This window comes from Pseudarthrobacter adonitolis, assembly GCF_055412845.1.
This window is the reverse complement of record NZ_JBVAYW010000005.1, coordinates 82225-104811: the sequence shown is the minus strand read 5'-3', so window position 1 is coordinate 104811 and position 22587 is coordinate 82225. Positions and strand designations below refer to the sequence as shown.

Genomic DNA, 22587 nt, shown 5'->3' with positions numbered 1-22587 from the left:
CGCTCAAGCGGGTCCGGGCAGCTTCATCAAGAGATTCCGGGCCGCAGTAGGCCGCTGCCCGGGTCGTCCAGACCTTCATGAATCTTCGGGTAAACTTGTCTGCGGCCCCTCATGTGGCGTCATCCTGTTGAACTCCCCCAGGACCGGAAGGTAGCAAGGGTAAACGGGCTCTGGCGGGTGCATGGGGGGTCTTTACTATTCCCCCACAGGGCGGCAGACTGTCAGCCCGGATTGGTAGGGTTTTCTCGTGACTGTTACTACCACCGCCCTTTACCGCAGATACCGCCCGGACTCTTTCGCTGACGTTATCGGGCAGGAACACGTCACGGAGCCGCTGATGACGGCACTGCGGAAAAACCGCGTCAATCACGCGTACCTCTTCTCCGGCCCACGCGGCTGCGGAAAGACCACCTCCGCCCGCATCCTGGCCCGCTGCCTCAACTGCGCCCAAGGCCCTACGGATACTCCCTGCGGTACGTGCCCCAGCTGCATTGAACTGGCACGCGGCGGCTCAGGCTCCCTGGACGTCATCGAGATCGACGCCGCCAGCCATGGTGGCGTGGACGACGCCCGCGACCTCCGCGAGCGCGCAACGTACGCCCCCGTTCGTGACCGCTACAAGATCTTCATCATCGATGAGGCTCATATGGTCACCTCGGCCGGGTTCAACGCCCTGCTGAAAATCGTTGAAGAGCCGCCGGAGCACATCAAATTCATCTTCGCCACCACGGAGCCGGACAAGGTCATCGGTACCATCCGCTCCCGCACGCACCACTACCCTTTCCGGCTTGTCCCACCGGAGCCGCTGATGGCGTACCTGGAGCTGCTCTGTAACCAGGAAAACGTTCCCGTGGCACCGGGCGTTCTGTCCCTGGTGGTCCGGGCCGGCGGCGGCTCTGTCCGCGATTCCCTGTCCGTGTTGGACCAGCTGATGGCCGGTGCCGGACCCAACGGCCTTGACTACGAACTGGCCGTCGCCCTCCTCGGCTACACCCACGCTTCGCTGCTCGATGATGTGGTGGAAGCGGTGGCCGCCTCAGATGCCGCCACTGTTTTCAAGGCTGTGGACCGCGTGGTGCAGACCGGCCACGATCCCCGCCGCTTCGTTGAGGACCTGCTGGAACGCTTCCGCGACCTCATCATCGTCCAGGCTATGCCGGAAAGCGCCCAGGTCATCCTCCGCGGCATGCCTGCGGACCAGATCGCCCGGCTCCAGAACCAGGCGCACAACCTCGGGGCTTCCGAACTCTCGCGCGCCGCTGATGTCACCAACACGGCGCTGACCGAGATGACCGGCGCCACTTCTCCCCGCTTGCACCTCGAGCTTCTCTGCGCCCGCATCCTGCTCCCCAGTTCGGAGCAGACAGAACGCGGCATCGCTGCCCGGATCGACCGCGTGGAGCGGCGCCTGAATTACGCCGGGAACGACGTCGGTGCTCCCGCTCCGGCGGGCGCTGCAGAAGTTGCTGCGGCGCCGGTTGCTGCGCAGCAGCCTTCAACGCCAGCCGCAGCCGGTCCCGAGTCGGCCCGGCCGCAGGCCGCCGGTGCCGAAGATGCCAGGCCGTCGCTGACGCCGCCCAGGGTCAGCACCAACGACTGGCCGGTTGACGAGTCCACAGGCCGGCGGCCCGCATCAACGCCACAGGCAACCGGTCAGCCCACCCGGGAGACCGGGCCGGACTCCGCCCGCGCAGTTCCCCCGGCCACCCCGCCGGCAAGCCCAGACGCTGTCACGGCTCCTGCCACCGCTGCGCCTGCCCCGGCTGCACCCGCTTCGGCTGGCTATGCTCCTGCCACTCCCGTGCCGACCGGAGCCATAGGAAGTGGCGCAGCAAGCACAGGTGCGGCAGGCACAGGCGACGTCGAAGTCCTGCGCCGTGCTTGGCCAGAAGTTCTGCAGACGCTCTCCAAGATCAAGCGCAGCACGTGGGCGCTGGTCGAGCCGAACGCCCAGGTAGGTGCCTTTGACGGCCAGGTCCTGACTCTGTCGTTCAGCACCACCGGGTTGGCTGGCGCCTTCGGCCGGGCTGACCACTCTGAGAACCTGCGGCAGGCGATCCACAAAACGGTGGGCATCGACTGCCAGATCACCGCAGTCGCCGGTGGGGCCAACAGTGCAGCGAGCGCTGAGCCAAACCCAAAAGCACCCGCTAGCCCGGAAGCTCCGGCCAGTTCAGCCGATCTCGCGTGGGGCCTGGCCCCTGCCGGCGCCGTTTCCGCTCCTGTCGTCCATGCCACCGCGCCCGCACCTTCGCCTGCCCCCTCCCCCGCGACGCGTGCTCCTGAACCGGCCGCGCCTCCTGCCACTGCTGCACCTTCTGCAGGCGCAGCAGCTCCTGCAGATACTGTCCAGCACACCGGCGCCGTCAGCGCACCGGCAGCCACTGAGTCCGTCCCGGTACCAGCCGCGCAGGGTCAGCCGGGACGAGCTGAGCCGGATCCCACTGCCGGTTCGTACGCCTATTCCGGTGACGACTGGGGTCCTCCGCGCGACGAAGATGCTCCGCCGCTGGACGAGGAACCCCCCATGGACTGGGATCCTTCGGCTGCGCCACGACTGTCGCCTTCACAGCCTGAGCCTTCAGCGGCCGCACCCGCCAAGCGGCCCGCTCGAAGTGCTCCAAAGGCTGCAGCTGCAAAAACCTCCCCAGCGGCCAAGTCCTCTGCCGCCGCATCGTCCGCTGCTCCGTCACAGCGCGATACGGCACTAGATCCGTGGGGGCGGGCCGTCGAGCAGGCCCCGGGCGTATGGGTCGTTGGCACAGAGCCCAATGTTGGCAAAAGCCTGAACACGTCCGTCCCCGATGAAGTCGCGAGCACCGCTCCCGCGCCCAGCTACGAGCCCGCCACTGCCCAGGTCCCTCAGACGTCACCTGTCGCTAGCCAGTCCGATGCCGACGCCAGCTGGGGCTTGCCGCGCGTGGCTGCCGCCGCAACCTCCGACGTCGCCGCACAACAACCAGCCGCACAACAAAGCCCCGCACCAGAAACCGCGGCTCCCCACAGCGCGGCGCCAACGGGCCAAGCCCCGGCGGCTCCGGCAGTCCCGGCGGGGGACCCAGTTGTTCCCGAACCGGCTGAAGTCCGCGAGTACGCCATGGCATCGACGGCTCCGGCTGCCGCACCCCTGCAGCCGGCACCAGCAACCTCCGAGTCCACTGCTGCCGCCCGGCAGAGTCTTTACCAGCGCCTGTCCAACAGCCCCGAGGCCGAAGCCGGGCGTGCCAAGGCTCCGGCCAGGGCTGCCGCCGCCACCTATGTCCAGGACATTCCGAGCGCGGACGATGAAACCATCGAGGAATCCGGCGTCTTTGGACGCGCCGCCGTCGAGCGTATTCTGGGCGGAAAGCTGATCGAGGAGCGATCCCCGGACGGAAGCCCCATCGTTTCGGGGTTCTAGGCACCTGCAGCACGTGCTCCCGCAACACCAATCACCATCCAAGCCAAACCAAAAGAGGAAAACGTGTACGAAGGTGCAGTCCAGGAGCTGATTGACGAGCTCGGACGGCTTCCCGGTGTCGGTCCGAAATCCGCCCAGCGGCTTGCCTTCCACATCCTCGAAGCGGACCCCCAAGACATGAAGCGACTCGTGGAAGCCATCACCATGGTGAAGGAACGCGTGAAGTTCTGCACGGTGTGCGGCAACGTCACCGAGCAGGAATTGTGCAACATCTGCCGCGATCCCCGGCGGGACCCGTCAGTCATTTGTGTGGTGGAGGAGTCCAAGGACGTCCTCGCCGTTGAGCGCACCCGGTCCTTCCGCGGCCGCTACCACGTGCTGGGCGGAGCCATCAACCCCATTGCCGGCGTAGGGCCCGAGCAACTGCGGATCCGGGAACTCCTGACACGGCTGAACGACGGCGCCATCCAGGAAGTCATCATCGCCACCGACCCCAACCTCGAAGGCGAAGCAACGGCCACGTACCTGGCCAGGATGCTGAAGACAATCGGCATCGTGGTGACCAGACTGGCCTCCGGCCTGCCCGTGGGCGGCGATCTTGAGTACGCCGACGAGGTCACGCTCGGCCGTGCTTTCGAAGGCCGCCGCAACGCCCTGACCTGATCTTAAAGGCGGGGCTAAGCGAAAGGCGCCCCGACCTGGCCTTGCTTGGGTTCACTCGGCAGGGCTGAGCCGTCGTCGGGCAGCCCGGTGGCCGCCAGCCAGTAGAATGCCTGCAACCCCGGACTGCGTGACAACGCCAATCAGTGCCAGTGGCATCTCAGCGCCCGTCTTTTCCAGTTCCTGCCCCTCTACGCAAGGAACCTGCGTGCCTTCCGCTGCGTTCTGCAGCTCTCCGGAGAGCCAATCCAAGGCGTTCTCCTTGGGACCGGCCTCACCGGCAATCAGCGCCAAGATGACCATCGGGTTGCTCGTCGCCATCCAGAAGATCCGCTCGGTGTGGTAAACCTCGGCGATTCCACGGAACTCCGGCGAACACCGATAGGAGATAACCCTGCCCAACTCGTCCCGTTGAATGTTGATGGCCACGAAGACCGGCTCATCCGCCCTCACGCTGGGCAGCAGCACTATCACCGCCACGACGTTTCCGACCAGAAGCAAAGCTGCGATGCCCCAGGCCAGAACCCTACCTCGGCGACCTTCGAACCACCGCGCAGCACCCGCACCAATGCCGCCAAAAACCATGACTTCAAGGATCATCAGGACAAAGGACACCCCGGCAACTGCTGGCGAGGACTCAGACCAGAACGCGAGAAGCAGCAGGAAAACGACAGACACGCTGGCGAAGATCAATCCTTTGGCACTGCAGCGCGCCCAGTCCAGCAGCGGGCCGTCCACACCGGCTTCGGCGGGTTCCGACCCAGCGCCGCGCCGCACGTCCCCCCATCGGACGGCGAGCACACAGCTCACCAGCACCAGCATTGCGGCCGTGAGCATGTACACCCAAGCGTGGGATTCCGGCGGCAGGTCACCGCCCGTGATCAGGGCGATCACCAACAGCGTGCCGGAGCCCCAGCAGGTACCGAGAATGGCGGCGCTCTCCCACCAGAAGCGGCCAGAGCGGACAGTCAGAAACGCTGTTGCCAACGCACTACGGGCGAGCATCCGAACCTGGCCGCCCGGGGAAGAGGTGTCCACGGAGTCGTTGTCATCGTCGTGCTGGATTTTTCCGGCGCCAATGGGTTCGTACAGAGGTTCGTCGGCAGCCGGATATTTCTCGTCAGCCACGGTCCTCATCCGCCACGTTCTTATCAGGCACGTGCCGCCTCCATCCCTATGGACAGGCCCAGCCCCGACAGTCGCCGGCCGTTTCGGCCGGCTATCCAATCGTGATCCGCCGAAGCGGGCCTGTCCAGTGCACGTGCAGTGCAGTGCCCCGGCCGTCAGGGCGAGGACTGTCCCGTGGAGGAACGCCGGCTTTAGGCGATGCGGGTTCCGCGCGCCAGCCTGTGCGCCGGGGTGCGCAGCGAGCGCCAGCCCAACCACATCAGCAGCCCGGCAAGCAGCAGCTGCAGGCCAAGCCCCAGCGGCCACAACGGAGTGGACTGCGCCAGGTAGCGGGGCTTGGCCTCGCCGTTGGCGCAGGGGTACGTCCCCTCCGGACCGGCCATGGCATAGCGTGCACCCTGGCTGATGGATTCGATGGCCCCCACCGGTGATGACATTCCGAAGCCATTGTTGACGCGGACCGTGTAAGGGATAGCATCGGCCACCACCACGTAGGGGTTCATGGCCAGCATCCACGCCACCCTTTCGGTGCGAACGGCCGGCTGGGCGCGCAGCGGTCCGGAGCAGGTGTACTCCGGTTCCTGCGGCACCGTTTCGTCGGGTACGGGCCGCAGCGGTTCGTAGTTGCGGTACTGCGCCTGGTTGGCCATGATAGTGCCCTGCGCGAGCCCGGTGCCCAGGCCGAAGGCAATCAGGGAACCGAAAACCAGCCCGGCCACAGCAAGGTACGTGACCACAATCGAGAACAGCGGGCGCCCCGCCAGCGCGGAAATTCCGACGCCGATGGCACACACCACGCCGACTTCAACCGCCAGCATGAGCAGGGCCACGAGGACATGGCCGGGCGTCATGCCGCCGAGGGCGACTCCGATGACCAGGAACGGCGTGCTGGCAACCAGGAATGCCAAGGCGGCGGCCCACGCGGCGAAAAACTTGCCACACAGGATCTGGCCCGGCCGCAGCAGGGTCACCTGAAGGATGGCCAGGGTGCCACCGGCGCGGTCGCCGTTGACGGCATTGGCAGACAACGCGGGCGCCACCAGCAACGCGAAGAGGAGGACAAAGGCCAGGACCACTTCGAAGATCATGGACCCCGGTCCCGTGTCGGCCGGCAAAAAGTTGGAATAGGCGCGCTGGGCTTCGCGCTGGGCATTCCAGCTGGCCCACGTCAACCAGGTCACCAGACCCGTCAGGATGAACCAGATCGCCAGCATGATGTACCAGCCGCGGGACCGGAGCCGCTGTTTGAGTTCCAGGACCACCACATCCCGGATACCGGCAAGGTAGCCGGCACCAAAGCCGGAGGCCGGCGGGCGCTGGGTTGTATCTGTCAGCTGGCTCATCGCCGCTCCCCCTCAAGGTTCATATAAGTCTCTTCCAGCGCACCCGAGGCGGGGGCGAAGGAGCTGATCCCGACGCTGGCCAGCACCAGGTCGCGCAGGAGGCGGGCGGCGTCGTCGTCGTTCAGCAACACCAGGCTGACGGCCGGCCGGCGGCCGTCCTCAACCCGGAACGCCAGACCCAGTTCCGTGAGTTTGGCGGCGAGCGCGGCACCGTCCGTTGCCGAGATTGCGTAGCGCCTGCCGGAGGCGGCAGCCTCATCCGTGGTCTGGTGCCGGACCGTCTTCCCGCGGTTGACGAACACCGCAGCGTCGGCAATTTCGTCCAGCTCGCTGAGCACGTGGGAGGAGACCACAATGGACTTCCCCTCCGCCGCAAGCTGCCGCAGCATCACGCGCAGCTCCACCCGCGATCCCGGGTCCAGGCCCGACGCCGGCTCATCGAGCAACAGCACGGACGGATCATGGATCAGGGCTCGGGCCAAGCTGAGGCGCTGCTGCTGCCCCCGGGACAGGACACGGGCCGGCTGGTCCGCCAGGTCGCTCAGGCGGACCCGGTCCAGCATCTCGGTAACGCGCTGCGGGATGCCGGCCTTGGGCAGCTGGTAGAAACGGGCTATCTGGGTGAGAATCTCACGGGCAGTCAGGGACTCCCACACGCCTAGGGTGTCCGGCATCCAGCCGATTCTCCTGCGCACCTCCGCACGGTGGTGCTGCGGATCCAGCCCCTCCACTGTGACAGTGCCGGAATCCGGCGCCAACAGCGAAGCCAGCATGAGTAACAGCGTTGTTTTACCGGCCCCGTTGGGGCCGATCAGGGCGGTGACTTTTCCCGCCGGAGCATGGAAATCCATGTGCTCGACGGCGTGCACCTGCCCGAAGCTGCGGCTCACCGCGGTGGCGCTGATGCCGTCATGGCGAGGGCTTTCCGACTGGGCGGGCATACCTATTTTGTCCCAATTTTCTGTCATTCTTCGAGCACCTGTCCCCCAAGCCGTTGCATGCATACTGACTATATGAGCCTACGCCTGCACCCACATGCGAAGTATCCGCCGGAAGGCTGAGATTTGGACACAATTCCACGCCAAGCCGCAGCGGCGATAAACTGGGCTGACACGTCACGCCGTCCAGCCGCAAGGCCGTGCCTGACCTCCAGAACTCCGATTGATCCAGTGAAGGTACGCGCATGAGTACGCCCACTTCCGAAGTGCACACAGCAACGCAGCCACAGGAGCTGCCCGAAGGCACTGCCGTGACCAAACAGCTGATCGTGCAGAAGTTCGGCGGCTCCTCCGTGTCGGATGCCGAGGGCGTCAAGCGCGTCGCCAAGCGCGTGGTCGACGCGCAGCTCGCCGGCAACGAAGTGGTGGTGGTCGTCTCGGCCATGGGCGACACTACCGACGAACTGCTGGACCTCGCCGCCCAGGTGACCGATTCCGCCCCTGCCCGCGAGATGGACATGCTCCTCTCCGCCGGTGAGCGCATCTCCATGGCCCTGCTGGCCATGGCCATCAACAAGTTCGGCGCCTCAGCGCAGTCCTTCACCGGGTCCCAGGCCGGCATGATCACCGACGGCATCCACGGCAAGGCGCGCATTATCGACGTCGATCCGCACCGCATCCGGACGGCCCTGGACAAGGGCCACATCGCGATCGTGGCCGGCTTCCAGGGGATGAGCCGCAGCACCAACGAGATCACCACTCTGGGCCGCGGCGGCTCCGACACCACCGCCGTCGCCCTGGCCGCGGCACTTGACGCCGACGTGTGCGAGATCTACACAGACGTTGACGGCATCTACACCGCAGACCCCCGAGTGGTGCCGTCCGCCCACAAAATCGACACCATCTCCAGTGAGGAAATGCTGGAACTCGCGGCGTCCGGCGCAAAGATCCTGCACCTGCGCTGCGTTGAATACGCGCGCCGGTTCGGCGTGCCGTTGCATGTCCGGTCCTCATTCAGCCAGAACGAAGGCACCTGGGTCATCCCCAGCGCCGAAGACAAGATCACCACTCAAGAGGGAGTTGCCTTGGAGCAGCCAATCATCTCCGGCGTTGCACACGACCGTTCCGAAGCCAAGGTCACTGTAGTGGGTGTACCGGACATCCCCGGCAAGGCGGCGGCGATCTTCCAGGTCATTGCCGACGCCCACTCGAACATCGACATGATCGTCCAGAACGTTTCCACGCACGGCACGGGCCGGACGGACATTTCCTTCACGCTCCCCATCGTCGAAGGCGCGGAGGCGCTGGCAGCGCTCAAGGCCGCGCAGCCGGACATCGGCTTCGAGAACATCGAATACAACGAACAGATCGGCAAACTGTCCCTGATCGGGGCCGGCATGAGGTCACACCCGGGCGTCTCCGCGACGTTCTTCAAGGCCCTGTCCGACGCCGGGATCAACATCAACATGATCTCCACCTCGGAAATCCGGATCTCCGTGGTGACACACGCCGATCTCCTCGATGACGCCGTCCGTGCAATCCACAAGGCCTTCGACCTGGATAGCGAGGACGAGGCAACCGTCTACGGCGGCACCGGGCGCTAGCCCTTAGCCTGCTGCACCATCAAACGGGTGTTCTGGAGGCCGGTTCTGCCGGCCACCAGAACATTTTTTCTTTTGGGGGTAAGCATGCAATTCAGCCCTGTTTGTCCAACTCTTCGCGGCGCACGGCGTAGTGATGACCTTCGGAATCGGTTTCCACTGCGAAGTGGGAAAGGTCCTCATCAGAGGCCTGCTCGAACTGATCATGCTTGTGGACCACGGGCGAATCGGCGTCCAGACGCGTTGCCGGCCCGAAGACAAAACGGAGCCTGCCAGTCGCGTGCATAAAACCGGTGAGCGCATGTCCCATTATTTCCACCCCCTTCCCGCATTGCGGGCGAAAAAGCCGCTGCCTCCTTTTGGAGTCAGTGCCCTTATTTTACGCCCGAAGCCACAAAAAGGGCCTGGTGAGGTTCGGCCTGAGGGGAGGCCGGGAGAGGCTCAGCGGAGGGACTGGTCGCCGGGGTTCCTGGGCACAACATAGGTGCTCCCGTCCGGGCGGGTAACCGTCTCCCATTGCTGGGTTTCCCGCTCGCTCTGAGCCAGGAGCGCCCGGTTCTCTTCGGTCATGTCATGCACGAGGGAACTGCGGTTGGCCGGACCGAAGATTGCCCGGAGCTTGCCGGTTGCCCGCATGAACCGCTGGGATGCGTTGCCATTGTCGGCTGACTTGCCTTTGCCCATGAAAGCGACCCCTTCGATAGAACCAATTACTCGCTCCAATGTACGCTAATAATTAGTGCACTAACTTTTGGAGGAATGTGATGACGGTACGGGCCGGCGCTGCGCGGCAGCAGGACGATGACCTCCTCTTGGAGCAACAGCTCTGTTTTGCCCTCACCGTGGCATCCAGAAGCGTAGTGGGCGCCTACAAGCCCGTCCTCGAAAAGCTCGGACTCACCCACCCGCAATATCTCGTGATGCTGTGCCTCTGGGAATCAGCACCCCGCACCCTGCGCAACATCAGTGAAGCCCTGGCGCAGGCCCCAGCCACTATCTCACCGCTACTTCGGCGGCTGGAGGAGGCAGGCTTTGTCACCCGCCACCGGGTGGACGGAAACGAACGCAGCCTTGCCGTGGGCCTGACCCCCGCCGGTGCAGCGCTGCGTCAGCAGGCCATCGCCGTCCCGGGCACCATGATGGAACGCCTGGGGCTGACCCGCCAGCAGGTGGGCGAGCTACACAAATCCATGATGGGGCTCATCGCCGCCACCGCCGGAAACATCGGCAACCCGTCGGTGACTAAACCCGCCAAGGCGTAAAATGGCAGCAACCTAGGAGGGTCCATGCGTTTGCGAACAGTACGGCCATTGCTGACGGTCCTCGCCATTGCCGGGCTCGCCGCGTGCACGGGCACGGGCACGCCTGACGGGACCGGGACTTCATCCGCCAACCCCACAGCCAGCTCCTCCGCCAGGCAAGGCACCTCCGACTCCCCGCCTCCGGACACCGAGACCACCGTCCCTGCCCCGTCCCCTTCCGCACCCCCAGCCCCGCCGGCCGGCCCTGGCGCCGGCAACGCCGAACTTGCCATCATGGTCAGGCCCTCTTCCACCGAAACCGCGGTTAACTACACGCTGGTCTGCCGCGACGGCCTCCCCACGGCTGAGAGCAAGCACCCCAAACCGGAGGCTGCGTGCGCGGCCCTCAAGAACAACGCTGCCCTCCTCAGCCCGGCTCCCAAGAGCAAAGACGTGGCCTGCACCCAACAATACGGCGGCCCGCAGACCGCCACGGTCACCGGGATTGTGGACAATACTCCCGTGGATGCCGCGTTCGCGCGGACCGACGGCTGCGAAATCGGTGCCTGGAACGCAGCCCAGGACGTCCTGGGTGGCAGCGGTGGCGCAGCTTAGCCTGCTGACGGCCGATGCCTGGCGTGCCAGCGAAGAAGCGCACGCCCAACGCGTCAGCCGTTACTCTGATCCCTACCTTGCCCGCCGCTCGGCAGGTAGGAAGCACCCTGTGGAGGACTTTCTTTTCACCTACTACACCCAGAAGCCTGGCCAGCTGCTGCGCTGGCACCCAGGAGCCGGCGTCGTACTGACCGGTGAAGCGGCGTCCGCCCGCATGGGCTGGAAGCACTACAAAACGCTCGACGACGGCGAGCTCGCCTCCCTGGCGCTGCCGCCAGGATGCACCGCAATGACTTTTGACCGCGCCCGGTTCCTGGCCGATCGGCGCGAGGCTGTGGGCTTCGCCGACATCATTCTCCGCGGCACCGCTGCCCGGCCCGCGCAGTTCGGCTGCTTCGGGCTGCACGAATGGGCCATGGTCTACCGCCAGGACAAATTCGACCTGCGCCATGAATACCTGCAGCTGAGGCTGGGGTCTGCCGGCACGGACAAAGTGGTGGAAGATAACCGGATCCGGTGCTCACACTTTGATGCCTTCCGCTTCTACACTCCCGACGCAATTGCGCTGAACGAATTGGCGCCCAGCCGCGAAAACCAGCGGCACATGGAACAGCCGGGCTGCCTGCACGCCAACATGGACCTCTACAAGTGGGCGTACAAACTGCTGCCCGCGCTTCCCAGCGAACTGGTCATGGATTGCTTCGAACTGTCCTGGCGGATCCGGACCATGGACATGCAGGCCTCCCCCTACGACCTCGCGGAGTGGGGTTACCCGCCCATTCGGATCGAAACCACTGATGGCAAAGCGGCCTACGTTGAGCATCAGCGGGCCTTCGCGGCCGAGGCTGCCGCGCTCCGGGCGCGCCTGGCGCAGGCCTTGGCGCCGCTGCTACCTGCGGGGACGGCATGAAGGATCTGGAGCTGACCATCAAAGTCACGGAAGACCCCGACGCCCCCGAGTACGAACTCCGGCTGATAGTCCGCGATGGCCGCCCCGCTGACGGTTGCACATTGCCTGATCCCGCAGCAGCGTTGTCAGCACTGGAACAATTCGGCGAGGACATCTTCTTTCCCAAACCGGGCCCCCCGAAACTCTGCACGCAGCAATACGGCGGGCCGCAGGTGGCCGTCGTGACAGGCTCCATCAACGGCCGTCCCGTCAGTGTGATTTTCCGGCGAACTGATGGCTGTGAAATCTCCCGCTGGCGCGCCATGGCTCCCCTGCTCGGCGGGACAACGGGCTCTCTCGGCGAAACCTGATTCTCGGCAGCCCTCCGCAATCGACAGGAACGCCGCCGGAACCAAGCGGTCCGGCGGCGTTCCCGTTGTTTCTGAAGAACTAGAGATCCATGTTGCGGTTTCCGGAGAACTCCGGGACCTCCTGCTTCTTCTTTTCCTTTTTGACCTTGTCCTTCTTGTCTTTCTTGTCCTTGGCAGGGTCATCGGCCGTTTCATCATCAGGGACCACCACAGCACTGCTTGGTGTGACAACCACGGAGACGAAGGTGGGCACGCTCGAACCGGCGAAAGTCACCCGGCCGATATAGGAGCCCTCAGCGAGATCCTTCCACTGGAGCTTCAGAATCCCCGACTGGCCGTTCCCGAGCCGCAGCGGATTGGGGGTCACCGTTGCATTTCCCACGTTGGCTCCCAGCACCGCGGCGTCCACAGAGGCCTTGGCGGGTTGCCCACTCGGGCTTGCGTAGAGGTTCACAAAAATCGTGTACACGCCCGGCGCCGGGTTCGGAACCGAAATCGATTCACTGGCAGAGGCCGTCTGGGCCAGCAGCGCCTTTCCCGCCGGATTGAAGACCACCATGTCGAAGTCGGCGGTCTCGTCCGATGAATAGACGGAGAACTTTGCCAACGGCGATCCTGCCGGAACGGTGACCTCCTTGGCGAAGTTGGACGGGTCCGTTTCCAGGGCCAGCGGTCCGGGAACCAGCTCGATGGCCGAGGAGTCAGCCTTGGACAGGCCGTCCAATGTGATGTTCACGGGCGCATTCGTGCCGGAAACCACCGGAATGTCGCCCTGCCCCTGGCCTCCTTCCGAAGTGAAGGCCAGGTTCGTCGGCGCCACCACCGACTGCGGGCGGACGGCCACCGGCGATGCCACGTTCTTGCCGGCACCCTGCCAGACGAGGTTGCCCATGGCAAACTGCCCCAGGGTAGCGCCGGTGTTCTCGAACTTGACCTTGAAAGTGCGCTTCTCGCCGGCAGCCTTGAAATTAAGGATCGACGGCGTAACAGTCACCTTGATGCCAGGAACGCTGGCCTTGGCCCGGTAAATGCCCGGGGTCAGCGCGGTGACAGTCCGGGTGACCTCTGTCTTCCCGGTGAGCGCCCCCAGCGCGAACGAGGCAACATTCATATCCCGCGGCGCAGTTGTTCCGAGATCCGGGATGCCCAGGTCCAGGCCCGTTCCCTGAATGAACTTCAGGTAGTCGTCCTCTGAATTGTCGTAGACCAGGCCGGGATCGAGGACCCGTGCAACGTCCACCTGGCCCGCGCCAGTGGCGAACACGTCACCGTTCCGGGTGCCGTCTTCGTTCTTGATATCGGCTGCCGTGGTCATCATCGCTGACTTGATCGTGGCCGGAGACCACGTGGGGTTCTTGGCCAGAATCAAGGCACCGAATCCGGCCACGTGCGGCGCAGCCATCGACGTCCCGGACATCATGCCGAACTGGTCGCCGCCGGAACCGATGGGCGATACGCCTGCCAGCACCGCAACGCCCGTCGCCGCCACGTCAGGCTTGAGCAGGTCTGAGCCTGTGGCAAGCAGAGGGCCCCGGGAGGAGAAGCCGGCGATCTGCGGCTGCGGCGCGGCCGGAAGACCGGTGGTGTCCGCATTCACCAGGGAGACCTTGATGCCGGGGTTGGCGATGATCTTGTCCTTGATCTGCTGAGTGGCCGGCGGGTTCACGTGCACCGTGGGGACTGCGTGGCGGTCAAGGTCCTCGGAGGAGGTGGCCAGGTTGACCAGGATCATGCCGATGCCGCCGGCGCGCTGGACCTCGGTGCTCTTGGCTACGCGGTCCACCACTCCGCGGTCGCAGACAACAATCTTCCCTGCCACTTTCGCGGGATCCAGCGCATTGGGGGCGCACAGTTCCGGGTTTGCTGCGCCGGTAGCAGCGGCGCTTCCCGCCAGCACAACGTTGCTCGCAGGAACGGGAGCGGCCATGAGACTGGCGCCGCGGTACTTGCTGCCGTCCTCAAATTCGACAGTCCCCTGCAATTCCGTGGAGAAAGAGCTCGCTGCAACTGTGGTCAGCCACGGCGCGCCGTGGTTCACGGTGCTTGCCGTAGGCCCCGAGTTTCCGGCGGACGCGGCAACAAAGATTCCGGCCGAGGCCGCGGAGAGGAAGGCCAGGGAAACCGGGTCCGTGGTGGTTGAGGTGCTGCCGGAGATGGAGTAGTTCAGCACATCCACACCGTCCAGGATTGCTTGATTGATCGCGGCTACGGAGGCGGAGCTGTAGCACCCGCCCGTGGCCGGGTTGTCGTCCTCCCAGCAGACCTTGTAGACGGAGATCTTTGCCGCCGGCGCCACGCCGCTGGTGATGCCCATATCGGTTGCACCAAGGTTGGCCCGGACGTTCGCGTTGCCCGCGGCTGTGCTGGCAGTGTGCGTCCCGTGGCTTCCCACATCCACAGGCGAAATCTGTTCTTCGGGCGCCCGGTTCTCCGGCGCCACGTACGTCATGAAGTCGTCAGCGAAGTAGCGGGCACTCAGTACTTTGGCGTTGCAGGCGCTGCCGTCAAACGCGGCCCCGGTTCCCTGGCCCTTCTGACACTCACCGACGAAGGTGTCGCCGTCGGACTTGAGCATGGCGATGTTGCCGTCCGCGGCGCGGTAAGGGGCGCCCACCTGGGCCTGGCCGCTGAGGGGTTGCACGTCTTCCCCGGCGAAGAACGGGTTGGAGGGCGTGTAGCCGGAGTCGATAACACCCACTACAACGCCTTTGCCGGCATTCTCCTGCCCGCCGAAGGCAGTCTTCCAGAGGCCGTTTTCACCGCTGAGCCCGAGGAAGTCAGTGCTGGAGTAATCCGGCGCGTTTTCCGTGTCCGGTGCCACCATCAGGACGGCCGGGTCCTTGGCGAGCTTTACGGCCTGGTCGGCAGTCAGATCGGCCGAGAACCCGTTGATGGCAGCCGTGTACTGGCGCTTGATCTGGACGCTTTCGGACCCGGCCACAGCGTTCTGCCTGCCCTCAAGGTGGGCCTGGTACTGCTGGACTTCGGGCCGGTCGGCGTCAAGCTTGCGGCCGTTCTGGGGCTTCGTCGCCGCGAGTCCGGGAGACCCGCCGTCGTAGGTGGCCGCAGGCTTCTCGGCAAGGACCACAATGTAACGGCCAGCGGGATAGTCGCCGGGGTTGATCTTCTTAAATGCCACTGCCGTGTTTGCTTCAGCGGGCGCCGCGGTAGCGGGGCTCATCGCTATCGAAGAAAGGAGCAGCGGCAAGCCCACGGCCAATGCCGTCGCCTTCCGGAGACCCCCGCCCCGAATGGGGCTCTTTCCAGTTGATTTCACGAGCGACTACACCTTTCACGAGGAACGGCCGGCCACGTTGCCGGTCTGGAGCAGCTGGGAACGGCACACGACATTACAGATTTTGTAATGCTGTGACCAGCCGTTACAAACAGTACAGACTGAGAGCCGAATATGACATAAGCCACACTAGGCATCTACGTCAGTCGTGCTGCTACAAGGCGGGGCGGGAAGACAGAGCGGGACCGAGCGTAGGGAAGTCCACCGTGGTCAGCGCAGGTCCCACGCTGCCTCACGCAGTCCGCCGTGAGTTTGGGTGAACAAAAGAAGACCCCCACGTGGACCGGATTTTGGGTGAGTCCAGCTCCACTCGGAGGTCTTCTTCAGCGTTGGGAAACCACCACGGCTCAGCCCCTGGGCGTCACCTGCAGGCGGTCGAAGGAGACCTGCCTGCCATCCTTGTCCAGCACCACCACGTCGTCGCGGCCGTTCTGTACGCCGGAGGGCAGGATGAACTCAACCGTGTTGTCGGTGGTGGGGAAAATCCAGCCGATCCGGTAGCTCTTCTTGTTCAGGTACCCGTAGTACCACTGGCCGTAGTCGAGACCCTTCAGGGTCACCTTCTGGCCGTTGCGGTACTTGTCCTGCGTGCCGAGATCGAAGGGAGCCGCCTGCCCCTCGAGGTTCCGGACGGCTGCCGCGATGTCCACTGCGGTCAGGACCCGATCCTGCGTCGCCGTGACGGTGCCGCCCACGGCCACGGCGTCCGCGCTGATGGAAGCGTCCGGGGCCCTGAGCCCGGTCAGAGCGACATTGCCGGCGTTGCCTACGGTGTAGGTGTACGAGACGGTATCGCCTTCGCTGGCGTAACGCTCGCCGTCGGCGTCGGTCCACTCAGCGGAAACGGTGCCTTCCAGCTTGGCGTCGCGGACCTTTAGGTCCACTGCGCCGCCGTCGATCGCGTAGACCTTGCTGCTCTAGCCTGCGGAACTGACTTCCCGGGTGATCTTCGGAACGAAGTAGCCCTGCTCCGCCTCGGCAGCGGTCACGGTGTGGCGCGGCGTGAAAAACGGGCGCCCCCAGTTCAGGGACGCCCGTTTGAGGCTTCGGTAAAGACTTGAGGCTTGGGTAAGGCGTGGGCGTCTACTGCCTGGGCGTCCGGACCACGTCGCTGATCCACTGGCGGGTCTTTTCGTCCATGGGGCCGGTTACGTGCGTTTGCCGGGCAACCCGGTCCGCCTTGATCTTCTGCACCACCATCCGGCCCAACCCGGCAAAAACGGCCACGGCCATCATCGGCAACAGCACGGATTTCGATTTTTCAGCCATGTCGCAATCCTAGTGACGCTGGCTCCGCGAGGCCATAGCAGCCGTCGTTCTTCACCTCCCGAAAGCCGGCCCCGCCGCGATGACTGTGGCCGATCCCACCGAATACAGGGTGCGGCGCTCCGCCCGGTAGAATGGGCTAGCAAGCTCGCGGAGCGCCCGTCCACAATGTTCGAAAAAGAATGTCCCCAACATCCCGGAACGGCGTAAGACGGCGTGACTCCGCTGCGCCCTTACCCAATGCTCACGCACAGGAGTTGCCGGATGCCCCGGATCGTTGTTGACGTCATGCCCAAGCCCGAGATTCTGGACCCGCAGGGGAAGGCCATCGTGGGTGCACTCCCCCGTCTGGGCTTCACCAGCTTTAGCTCTGTCCGCCAGGGCAAGCGCTTTGAACTCACGGTTGACGGCGAGGTGACCGACGCAATCCTGGCCCAGGCCCGCGAAGCCGCCGAGACCCTGCTGTCCAACCCCGTAATCGAAGACGTCGTCAACGTCGAGGTCGTCGAGGCCTGAGATGACTGAACTTCCCTTGATCGGCGAGGCAATCGCCGTCGCCGCCGAGCCGCGCCTTGCCGGCGCGAAAATCGGCGTCGTTACTTTCCCAGGCACCCTTGACGACCGCGACGCCGCCCGTGCAGTCCGGCTCGCCGGCGGCACCGCAGTGCCGCTCTGGCACGCGGACACCACCTTGGGTGACGTGGACGCCGTCGTGATTCCCGGCGGTTTCTCCTACGGCGACTACCTCCGTGCCGGCGCCATTGCCCGTTTCGCCCCGTTGATGTCCAAAATCATCGACGCCGCGAACTCCGACGCCAAGCTGCCGGTGCTGGGCATCTGCAACGGCTTCCAGATCCTGACCGAGTCGCACCTGCTGCCGGGCTCCATGATCAAGAACGACCACCTGAAGTTCATGTGCCGCGACCAGGTCCTGCGTGTGGAAAACAGCAACACCGCCTGGACCCTGGACTACGAGGCCGGCCAGGAAATCACCGTTCCGCTGAAGAACCAGGACGGCCAGTACATCGCCGACGAGAAGGTCCTGGACGCCCTCGAGGCTGAAGGCCGCGTGGTGTTCCGCTACGTGGGCTTCAACCCGAACGGCTCGCGCCGCGATATCGCCGGCATCTCCAACGCCGCCGGCAACGTGGTGGGCCTTATGCCGCACCCCGAGCACGCGGTGGAAGTTGGCTTCGGCCCCGAATCCCTGGACGGGATCGGCGGGTCCGACACCGACGGCCTGGGTTTCTTCACCTCCGTACTGAACAAGATTGTGGGAGGCAACAAATGACCGAGATCAATTCGGTGGTCGAGCCTGTCGAGACCTCATCCAAGAAATTTAACATCGACACCGTCGAGAACGCTGCCAAGACGCCGGACACCGAACTGCCGTGGGCTGAGCTTGGCCTGAAGCAGAACGAGTTCGATGAGGTAGTGAAGGTCCTGGGCCGCCGCCCCACCGGCGCCGAGCTGGCCATGTATTCCGTCATGTGGAGCGAGCACTGCTCCTACAAGTCCTCGAAGAACCACCTGCGCCAGTTCGGCGACAAGGTGACCGACGAGATGAAGAAGGACATGCTGGTGGGCATCGGCGAAAACGCCGGCGTCACCAACCTGGGCGATGGCTGGGCCGTGACGTTCAAGATCGAGTCCCACAACTCGCCGTCGTTCGTGGAGCCCTACCAGGGTGCCGCCACCGGCATCGGCGGCATTGTCCGCGACATCATCTCCATGGGCGCCCGCCCGGTGGCCGTGATGGATCCGCTGCGCTTCGGCGCTATCGACCACCCGGACACTGCCCGCGTTATGCACGGTGCCGTTGCCGGCATCGGCGGCTATGGCAACTCGCTGGGCCTGCCGAACATCGGCGGCGAAATGGTGTTCGACGCCGTTTACCAGGGCAACCCGCTGGTTAACGCGCTGGCTGTTGGCGTTATGCGCCACGAGGACATCCGGCTCGCCAACGCGTCCGGCAAGGGCAACAAGGTGGTCCTGTTCGGTGCCCGCACCGGCGGCGACGGCATTGGCGGCGCCTCGGTGCTGGCCTCGGAGTCCTTCGACGACACCAAGCCGTCCAAACGCCCCGCCGTCCAGGTGGGCGACCCCTTCGCTGAGAAGGTCCTGATCGAGTGCTGCCTGGAGCTCTTCAAGGGCTCGCTCGTTGAGGGTATCCAGGACCTCGGCGCCGCTGGCATCTCCTGTGCCACCTCCGAGCTCGCCTCCAACGGCGACGGCGGCATGGAAGTTGAACTGACCTCCGTCCTGCTGCGCGACCCGACGCTGACCCCGGGCGAGATCCTGATGTCCGAGTCGCAGGAACGCATGATGGCCGTGGTCACCCCGGAGAACATCGCCGCCTTCGAAGCAGTGATGGACAAGTGGGCTGTGGAGTACTCCTGGCTCGGCGAGGTCACCGACACCGGCCGCCTGATCATCACCTGGGACGGCGTAGTCATCGTGGACGTCGACCCTCGCACCGTGGCCCACGACGGCCCGGTTTACGACCGTCCGTACGCCCGCCCCTCATGGCAGGATTCCGTGCAGGCCGATTCCTTCACCGGCTCCGTGCAGGACGCCGGCCGTCCCTCCGCCCCCGCGGAACTGGCTGCCGCCGTCACCGAGCTCGTGGCCTCGCCGAACATGTGCAGCAAGGCCTGGATCACCAACCAGTACGACCGGTACGTGGGCGGCAACACCGCCCTGGCGTTCCCGGACGACGCCGGCGTGGTCCGCGTGGACGAGGAAACCGGCTTGGGCGTTGCCCTGGCCACCGACGCCAACGGCCGCTACACCTACCTTGACCCGTACCACGGCGCACAGCTGGCGCTGGCCGAGGCCTACCGCAACGTGGCCACCTCCGGCGCCGTTCCGATGGCCGTCAGCGACTGCCTGAACTTCGGTTCCCCCGAGGACCCGGACGTGATGTGGCAGCTCGCGGAGGCCATCCGCGGCCTGTCCGACGCCTGCATGGTGCTGGGCATCCCGGTCACCGGCGGCAACGTCTCGCTGTACAACCAGACCGGCACCACGCCCATCCACCCCTCCCCCGTGGTGGCAGTGCTGGGCAAGCTCGACGACGTCGCCCGCCGCACGCCGTCGGGCTGGCGCGAGGACGGCCAGGCCATCTACCTGCTGGGTACGACGGCGGCTGAACTGGACGGTTCCGAGTGGGCCAACATGCGCGGCCACCTTGGCGGACTGCCGCCGAAGGTTGACCTCGCCGCCGAGCGCGAGCTGGGTGAAATCCTGATCAACGCGTCCCGCGACGGCATGGTGGACTCCGCGCACGACCTCTCCGAAGGCGGCCTCGCGGCAGCCCTGGTGGAGTCCGCACTGCGCTACGGCGTTGGTGCCCGGATCGCCCTGCAGGACGTTCTGGACCGCGACGGCGTGGATCTGTTCACGGCGCTGTTCTCCGAATCCCAGGGCCGCGCAATTGTCGGCGTGCCCCGCTCGGAAGAAGTCCGGTTCAAGGACATGTGCACGGCCCGCGGCTTTGCCCACACCCGCATCGGCGTGGTGGACGCAGCCAGCAACCAGCTGGAGATCAACGGCGTGGACACCATGTCGCTGGACGCCCTCCGCGAAGCCCACGAGGCGACCCTGCCGAAGTACTTCGGCTGATCCCCCCATCGATTGCTCCGTAACCGCCCTTTTGAACCTTCAGAAGGGCGGTTACGGAACAATCGTTGCTTAATCACCCTTGCGCCACCCCGCCTGGACCAGAGCCGAGCGAACCTTGGCGACAGCCGGCTTGGCTTCGTTCAGCATGTGCCGCTTGGAAATCCTGACTTCGGTCCAGGCCAGCGCCTCGTAGTTCTCAGAACGCGTGATGTCCCGGACGATCTGCCCTTCGTCGCCGTGCTGTTCACCTTCGTACTCGATCCCGATCCGGTACTTGCGGTAGGACAGGTCCGGCTCGTGATGGCGGAGACCGTCGTCGCCGATGATCGGCACGTTCAACTCCGGTTCCGGCAGCCCCGCCCTGACCATCGCCAGCCTCAACAGTGTCTCCTGCGGCGAGTCAGATCCCACCCGGATGAGTTTGATGGCTTCCTTGGCCCTGCGTAGCCCGCGCTTTCCCTTGTGCCGGTCGATCATTCGCTGCAGATCGGCCAAACTGCAGAGCGGCATGTCCCTGTCCGCAAAGGCCGCCCTCGGCACGCGCGCACAGCTGTCGCCCATGGCCACAAGCTCGTCCACCGTGAGCATTTCCGCCATGTCCAGCCAGGTTCGCTCCGGAGTGGTCACGGAAATTCCGTCAACTGTGGTGACCTCGTCGCTGTAAAGCTTCATGCGGTGCACAATGACATGCGGCCGGCCCAGGTGTGCCGAGCCCTCAGGCCTGATGACATGAAACATATCCGGAGTCCCCTTCTGCTGACGCCGCGGAAGCACAAGCATCTCCGCCGCAGTGAGGTGCGACGCGGCGCATCGCTCATTGACCTCGATGAAGGGCCGCACCCTGTCACTCAAGGGGAGCTCCGCCGTCGGGCTTTCCGACCGGATCCCCTTGCCGAGGCGATGCAGTGCCTTGTGTCGCAGCCGCTTGCGCGACACCCCGGCGCGCGCCGCTTCGACAACTGTGAACGGACGGTCCCGTAGTTCCTCGGGCAGCGGGCGCGGGGTCTTCATGGATTCATCAGACCAGAATGTGGCGTGCGCTGCAGAAGTTATCCACAACCTTCATCGATTGCTCCGTAGGCGCCGTTTTGGGCACGCAAAAGGGCGCCTACGGAGCAATCGATGGGTCAGTCCTCGCTGTGGAGCTCCCGCTGCCTTGAGCTGAGCAGCTCAAACTCGGGCCGGGCGGCCACAAAGCGTTCGACGGCGGTGAGTACCTCCACGAGGTGCGCCCGGTCTGCTGCCACCAGGCCTGCCCCCAACTGCGAGCGCCGATGCTGTTCGTGGTCCCCCACCTCCGCCACGGAAACATCGAAGCGGCGCTTGAGCTCGGCCAGCAGCGGCCTGATGACGGAGCGTTTCTCCTTCAAGCTCTGGACGTCACCGAGGAGGATGTCGAATTCAATCCAGCCGATCCACATGCACTAATCGTATCGATTGCTCCGTAAGGGCCGTTTTGAGGGGTCAAAAGGGCCGCTACGGAGCAATCGATGGGGTTCAGATGGTGTTGGGCCTCCACGCTGCGGGACCAGTCAAACTACAGGTTGCCGGGCTCCTCACGTGTGGCCGGGGACCACGACGTCGGACTCGGCCCGGACGCGCAGCCCGGACCGCCGCTGCAGTTCCCAGGCGAGGATTCCGTGCGCCACCCGGCGGTAGACCGCCGGTCCATCGCCAAGGTACTCCCGCGATACGAAGCAGGGGTAGCCTTCCGGCGGCAGGCCGTGTTCGGTGGAGCCGATGCCCTGGTAGTTGAGGTCACCGGCGGCCAGGCGCTTCCCCGTCAACGGGACTCGCCCGACGAAGCGGACAGCCGCGCCCATCCCAGCTGCTCCTGTTGCTTGCGGCTCAGGGAGGCCACCACCAGGTCGTAGGAGTCCTCCACCATGTCCCGGACCATGGCATCGGGCAGGTCCCCGTCCAGCCGCACGCCGTTCCAGTGGGTCTTGTTCATGTGCCACGCCCCCGTAATTTCCGGATGGGCGGCACGCAGCTGCTCAGCCAGGGCGGGCTCACACTTCAGGCTCACGGACCAGTCGTCGGGGTTCATGGCGGACGCCGCAAACATCTTGGCTTCATGCCTTGCGCCACCCGCCACGGCAGCCCTGACCTTGAAAACGGAGGTCTCGGGACCGAAGGGAAAATCCTCGAAGGAACCGGGAAATGACAGGCATATCGCCTTGAGTTGCGCTGCGTCCATGGACCGAGCCTACAAA

Annotated in this window: 22 protein-coding genes and 1 other RNA gene; 11 read left to right on the top strand and 12 right to left on the bottom strand. The window is 65.1% G+C overall.

The genetic code is table 11. The features are described from left to right. Positions 1-100: 100 nt before the first annotated feature. The 3 genes from ffs (at position 101) to recR (ending at position 4063) form a co-directional block, all read left to right on the top strand. Positions 101-197, top strand: an RNA gene (gene ffs / locus ACZYZ4_RS07795) — signal recognition particle sRNA small type. Between the two features lie 110 nt (positions 198-307). Next, positions 308-3400, top strand: a complete 3093-nt coding sequence (locus ACZYZ4_RS07790) for a DNA polymerase III subunit gamma and tau (RefSeq protein ID WP_463859867.1) — start codon at positions 308-310, stop codon at positions 3398-3400. A 63-nt stretch (positions 3401-3463) separates the two neighbouring features. After that, the gene (gene recR, locus ACZYZ4_RS07785) at positions 3464-4063 is read left to right on the top strand and encodes a recombination mediator RecR (RefSeq protein ID WP_056348564.1); all 600 of its coding nucleotides are present in this window, start codon (positions 3464-3466) and stop codon (positions 4061-4063) included. 51 nt (positions 4064-4114) lie between these two features. Here recR and ACZYZ4_RS07780 read toward each other — a convergent pair whose 3' ends face one another. From ACZYZ4_RS07780 to ACZYZ4_RS07770, 3 genes are all read right to left on the bottom strand, one after another. After that, positions 4115-5188, bottom strand: a complete 1074-nt coding sequence (locus tag ACZYZ4_RS07780) for a hypothetical protein (RefSeq protein ID WP_463859660.1) — start codon at positions 5186-5188, stop codon at positions 4115-4117. A gap of 191 nt (positions 5189-5379) precedes the next feature. Then, positions 5380-6531 (bottom strand): ABC transporter permease, encoded by a 1152-nt coding sequence (locus ACZYZ4_RS07775; protein ID WP_463859658.1) that lies wholly within the window; start codon positions 6529-6531, stop codon positions 5380-5382. Then, entirely contained in the window at positions 6528-7499 is a 972-nt protein-coding gene (locus ACZYZ4_RS07770; protein WP_463859656.1) for an ABC transporter ATP-binding protein, read from the bottom strand. The genes ACZYZ4_RS07775 and ACZYZ4_RS07770 overlap by 4 nt, the downstream gene beginning before the upstream one ends. 215 nt (positions 7500-7714) lie before the next feature. Here ACZYZ4_RS07770 and ACZYZ4_RS07765 point away from each other — a divergent pair, with 215 nt between their 5' ends. After that, positions 7715-9073, top strand: a complete 1359-nt coding sequence (locus ACZYZ4_RS07765; RefSeq protein WP_463859654.1) for an aspartate kinase — start codon at positions 7715-7717, stop codon at positions 9071-9073. Between the two features lie 91 nt (positions 9074-9164). On the opposite strand, the gene ACZYZ4_RS07760 is transcribed toward ACZYZ4_RS07765, so the two are convergent. Beyond that, complete coding sequence (locus ACZYZ4_RS07760; RefSeq protein ID WP_463859652.1) at positions 9165-9380, bottom strand: hypothetical protein; 216 nt, start codon at positions 9378-9380, stop codon at positions 9165-9167. Positions 9381-9511: 131 nt separating this feature from the next. After that, positions 9512-9754: a hypothetical protein gene (locus ACZYZ4_RS07755; RefSeq protein WP_463859651.1), complete on the bottom strand. Its 243-nt coding sequence runs from the start codon at positions 9752-9754 to the stop codon at positions 9512-9514. An 80-nt stretch (positions 9755-9834) separates the two neighbouring features. On the opposite strand from ACZYZ4_RS07755, the gene ACZYZ4_RS07750 reads away from it, so the two are divergent. The 4 genes from ACZYZ4_RS07750 to ACZYZ4_RS07735 are packed head-to-tail and all read left to right on the top strand — an operon-like array spanning position 9835 to position 12186. After that, a complete protein-coding gene (locus tag ACZYZ4_RS07750) occupies positions 9835-10332 on the top strand; it encodes a MarR family winged helix-turn-helix transcriptional regulator (RefSeq protein WP_463859649.1) in 498 nt (165 codons plus the stop codon). A gap of 24 nt (positions 10333-10356) precedes the next feature. Then, entirely contained in the window at positions 10357-10926 is a 570-nt protein-coding gene (locus ACZYZ4_RS07745; RefSeq protein ID WP_463859647.1) for an SSI family serine proteinase inhibitor, read from the top strand. Further along, positions 10838-11836, top strand: a complete 999-nt coding sequence (locus tag ACZYZ4_RS07740; protein ID WP_463859645.1) for a 3-methyladenine DNA glycosylase — start codon at positions 10838-10840, stop codon at positions 11834-11836. The genes ACZYZ4_RS07745 and ACZYZ4_RS07740 overlap by 89 nt, the downstream gene beginning before the upstream one ends. After that, positions 11833-12186 carry a serine protease inhibitor gene (locus tag ACZYZ4_RS07735; protein ID WP_463859643.1) on the top strand — a complete coding sequence of 118 codons (354 nt, stop codon included), beginning with the start codon at positions 11833-11835 and terminating at the stop codon, positions 12184-12186. The genes ACZYZ4_RS07740 and ACZYZ4_RS07735 overlap by 4 nt, the downstream gene beginning before the upstream one ends. 79 nt (positions 12187-12265) lie before the next feature. On the opposite strand, the gene ACZYZ4_RS07730 is transcribed toward ACZYZ4_RS07735, so the two are convergent. The 3 genes from ACZYZ4_RS07730 to ACZYZ4_RS07720 form a co-directional block, all read right to left on the bottom strand. After that, entirely contained in the window at positions 12266-15439 is a 3174-nt protein-coding gene (locus ACZYZ4_RS07730) for a S8 family serine peptidase (protein ID WP_463859866.1), read from the bottom strand. Positions 15440-15828: 389 nt separating this feature from the next. Next, positions 15829-16365, bottom strand: coding sequence for a CLIPPER-2 domain-containing protein (locus ACZYZ4_RS07725; RefSeq protein ID WP_463859641.1), 537 nt, complete (start codon positions 16363-16365; stop codon positions 15829-15831). Between the two features lie 199 nt (positions 16366-16564). Further along, positions 16565-16750 (bottom strand): hypothetical protein, encoded by a 186-nt coding sequence (locus ACZYZ4_RS07720; protein WP_463859639.1) that lies wholly within the window; start codon positions 16748-16750, stop codon positions 16565-16567. 261 nt (positions 16751-17011) lie between these two features. Here ACZYZ4_RS07720 and purS point away from each other — a divergent pair, with 261 nt between their 5' ends. From purS to purL, 3 genes are read left to right on the top strand one after another with little or no spacing between them, the layout of a single operon-like run. Beyond that, a complete protein-coding gene (purS, locus tag ACZYZ4_RS07715) occupies positions 17012-17263 on the top strand; it encodes a phosphoribosylformylglycinamidine synthase subunit PurS (protein ID WP_056631212.1) in 252 nt (83 codons plus the stop codon). 1 nt (position 17264) lies between these two features. Further along, positions 17265-18038 carry a phosphoribosylformylglycinamidine synthase subunit PurQ gene (purQ, locus tag ACZYZ4_RS07710; RefSeq protein WP_354252503.1) on the top strand — a complete coding sequence of 258 codons (774 nt, stop codon included), beginning with the start codon at positions 17265-17267 and terminating at the stop codon, positions 18036-18038. Then, positions 18035-20371 (top strand): phosphoribosylformylglycinamidine synthase subunit PurL, encoded by a 2337-nt coding sequence (gene purL / locus ACZYZ4_RS07705; RefSeq protein WP_463859636.1) that lies wholly within the window; start codon positions 18035-18037, stop codon positions 20369-20371. The genes purQ and purL overlap by 4 nt, the downstream gene beginning before the upstream one ends. A gap of 69 nt (positions 20372-20440) precedes the next feature. Here purL and ACZYZ4_RS07700 read toward each other — a convergent pair whose 3' ends face one another. The 4 genes from ACZYZ4_RS07700 to ACZYZ4_RS07685 all read right to left on the bottom strand — a co-directional run bounded on the left by ACZYZ4_RS07700 (position 20441) and on the right by ACZYZ4_RS07685 (position 22571). After that, positions 20441-21382 (bottom strand): type IV toxin-antitoxin system AbiEi family antitoxin, encoded by a 942-nt coding sequence (locus ACZYZ4_RS07700; RefSeq protein ID WP_463859634.1) that lies wholly within the window; start codon positions 21380-21382, stop codon positions 20441-20443. Positions 21383-21498: 116 nt separating this feature from the next. Then, positions 21499-21792: a DUF503 domain-containing protein gene (locus ACZYZ4_RS07695; RefSeq protein ID WP_463859632.1), complete on the bottom strand. Its 294-nt coding sequence runs from the start codon at positions 21790-21792 to the stop codon at positions 21499-21501. Positions 21793-21927: 135 nt separating this feature from the next. After that, on the bottom strand, positions 21928-22158 hold the full coding sequence (locus ACZYZ4_RS07690) for a DUF1990 family protein (protein ID WP_463859630.1): 231 nt from the start codon (positions 22156-22158) through the stop codon (positions 21928-21930). Then, complete coding sequence (locus ACZYZ4_RS07685; protein WP_463859628.1) at positions 22155-22571, bottom strand: MmcQ/YjbR family DNA-binding protein; 417 nt, start codon at positions 22569-22571, stop codon at positions 22155-22157. The genes ACZYZ4_RS07690 and ACZYZ4_RS07685 overlap by 4 nt, the downstream gene beginning before the upstream one ends. Positions 22572-22587 lie beyond the last annotated feature (16 nt).

Excerpts from the sequence above, each read along its gene's own strand:
- ACZYZ4_RS07775 (WP_463859658.1), bottom strand. The coding sequence starts at position 6,531 with ATGAGCCAGCTGACAGATACAACCCAGCGCCCGCCGGCCTCCGGCTTT.
- ACZYZ4_RS07770 (WP_463859656.1), bottom strand. The coding sequence starts at position 7,499 with ATGACAGAAAATTGGGACAAAATAGGTATGCCCGCCCAGTCGGAAAGC.
- ACZYZ4_RS07765 (WP_463859654.1), top strand. The coding sequence starts at position 7,715 with ATGAGTACGCCCACTTCCGAAGTGCACACAGCAACGCAGCCACAGGAG.
- ACZYZ4_RS07760 (WP_463859652.1), bottom strand. The coding sequence starts at position 9,380 with ATGGGACATGCGCTCACCGGTTTTATGCACGCGACTGGCAGGCTCCGT.
- ACZYZ4_RS07755 (WP_463859651.1), bottom strand. The coding sequence starts at position 9,754 with ATGGGCAAAGGCAAGTCAGCCGACAATGGCAACGCATCCCAGCGGTTC.
- ACZYZ4_RS07750 (WP_463859649.1), top strand. The coding sequence starts at position 9,835 with ATGACGGTACGGGCCGGCGCTGCGCGGCAGCAGGACGATGACCTCCTC.
- ACZYZ4_RS07745 (WP_463859647.1), top strand. The coding sequence starts at position 10,357 with ATGCGTTTGCGAACAGTACGGCCATTGCTGACGGTCCTCGCCATTGCC.
- ACZYZ4_RS07740 (WP_463859645.1), top strand. The coding sequence starts at position 10,838 with ATGCCGCGTTCGCGCGGACCGACGGCTGCGAAATCGGTGCCTGGAACG.
- ACZYZ4_RS07735 (WP_463859643.1), top strand. The coding sequence starts at position 11,833 with ATGAAGGATCTGGAGCTGACCATCAAAGTCACGGAAGACCCCGACGCC.
- ACZYZ4_RS07720 (WP_463859639.1), bottom strand. The coding sequence starts at position 16,750 with ATGGCTGAAAAATCGAAATCCGTGCTGTTGCCGATGATGGCCGTGGCC.
- purS (WP_056631212.1), top strand. The coding sequence starts at position 17,012 with ATGCCCCGGATCGTTGTTGACGTCATGCCCAAGCCCGAGATTCTGGAC.
- purQ (WP_354252503.1), top strand. The coding sequence starts at position 17,265 with ATGACTGAACTTCCCTTGATCGGCGAGGCAATCGCCGTCGCCGCCGAG.
- purL (WP_463859636.1), top strand. The coding sequence starts at position 18,035 with ATGACCGAGATCAATTCGGTGGTCGAGCCTGTCGAGACCTCATCCAAG.
- ACZYZ4_RS07700 (WP_463859634.1), bottom strand. The coding sequence starts at position 21,382 with ATGAAGACCCCGCGCCCGCTGCCCGAGGAACTACGGGACCGTCCGTTC.
- ACZYZ4_RS07695 (WP_463859632.1), bottom strand. The coding sequence starts at position 21,792 with ATGTGGATCGGCTGGATTGAATTCGACATCCTCCTCGGTGACGTCCAG.
- ACZYZ4_RS07685 (WP_463859628.1), bottom strand. The coding sequence starts at position 22,571 with ATGGACGCAGCGCAACTCAAGGCGATATGCCTGTCATTTCCCGGTTCC.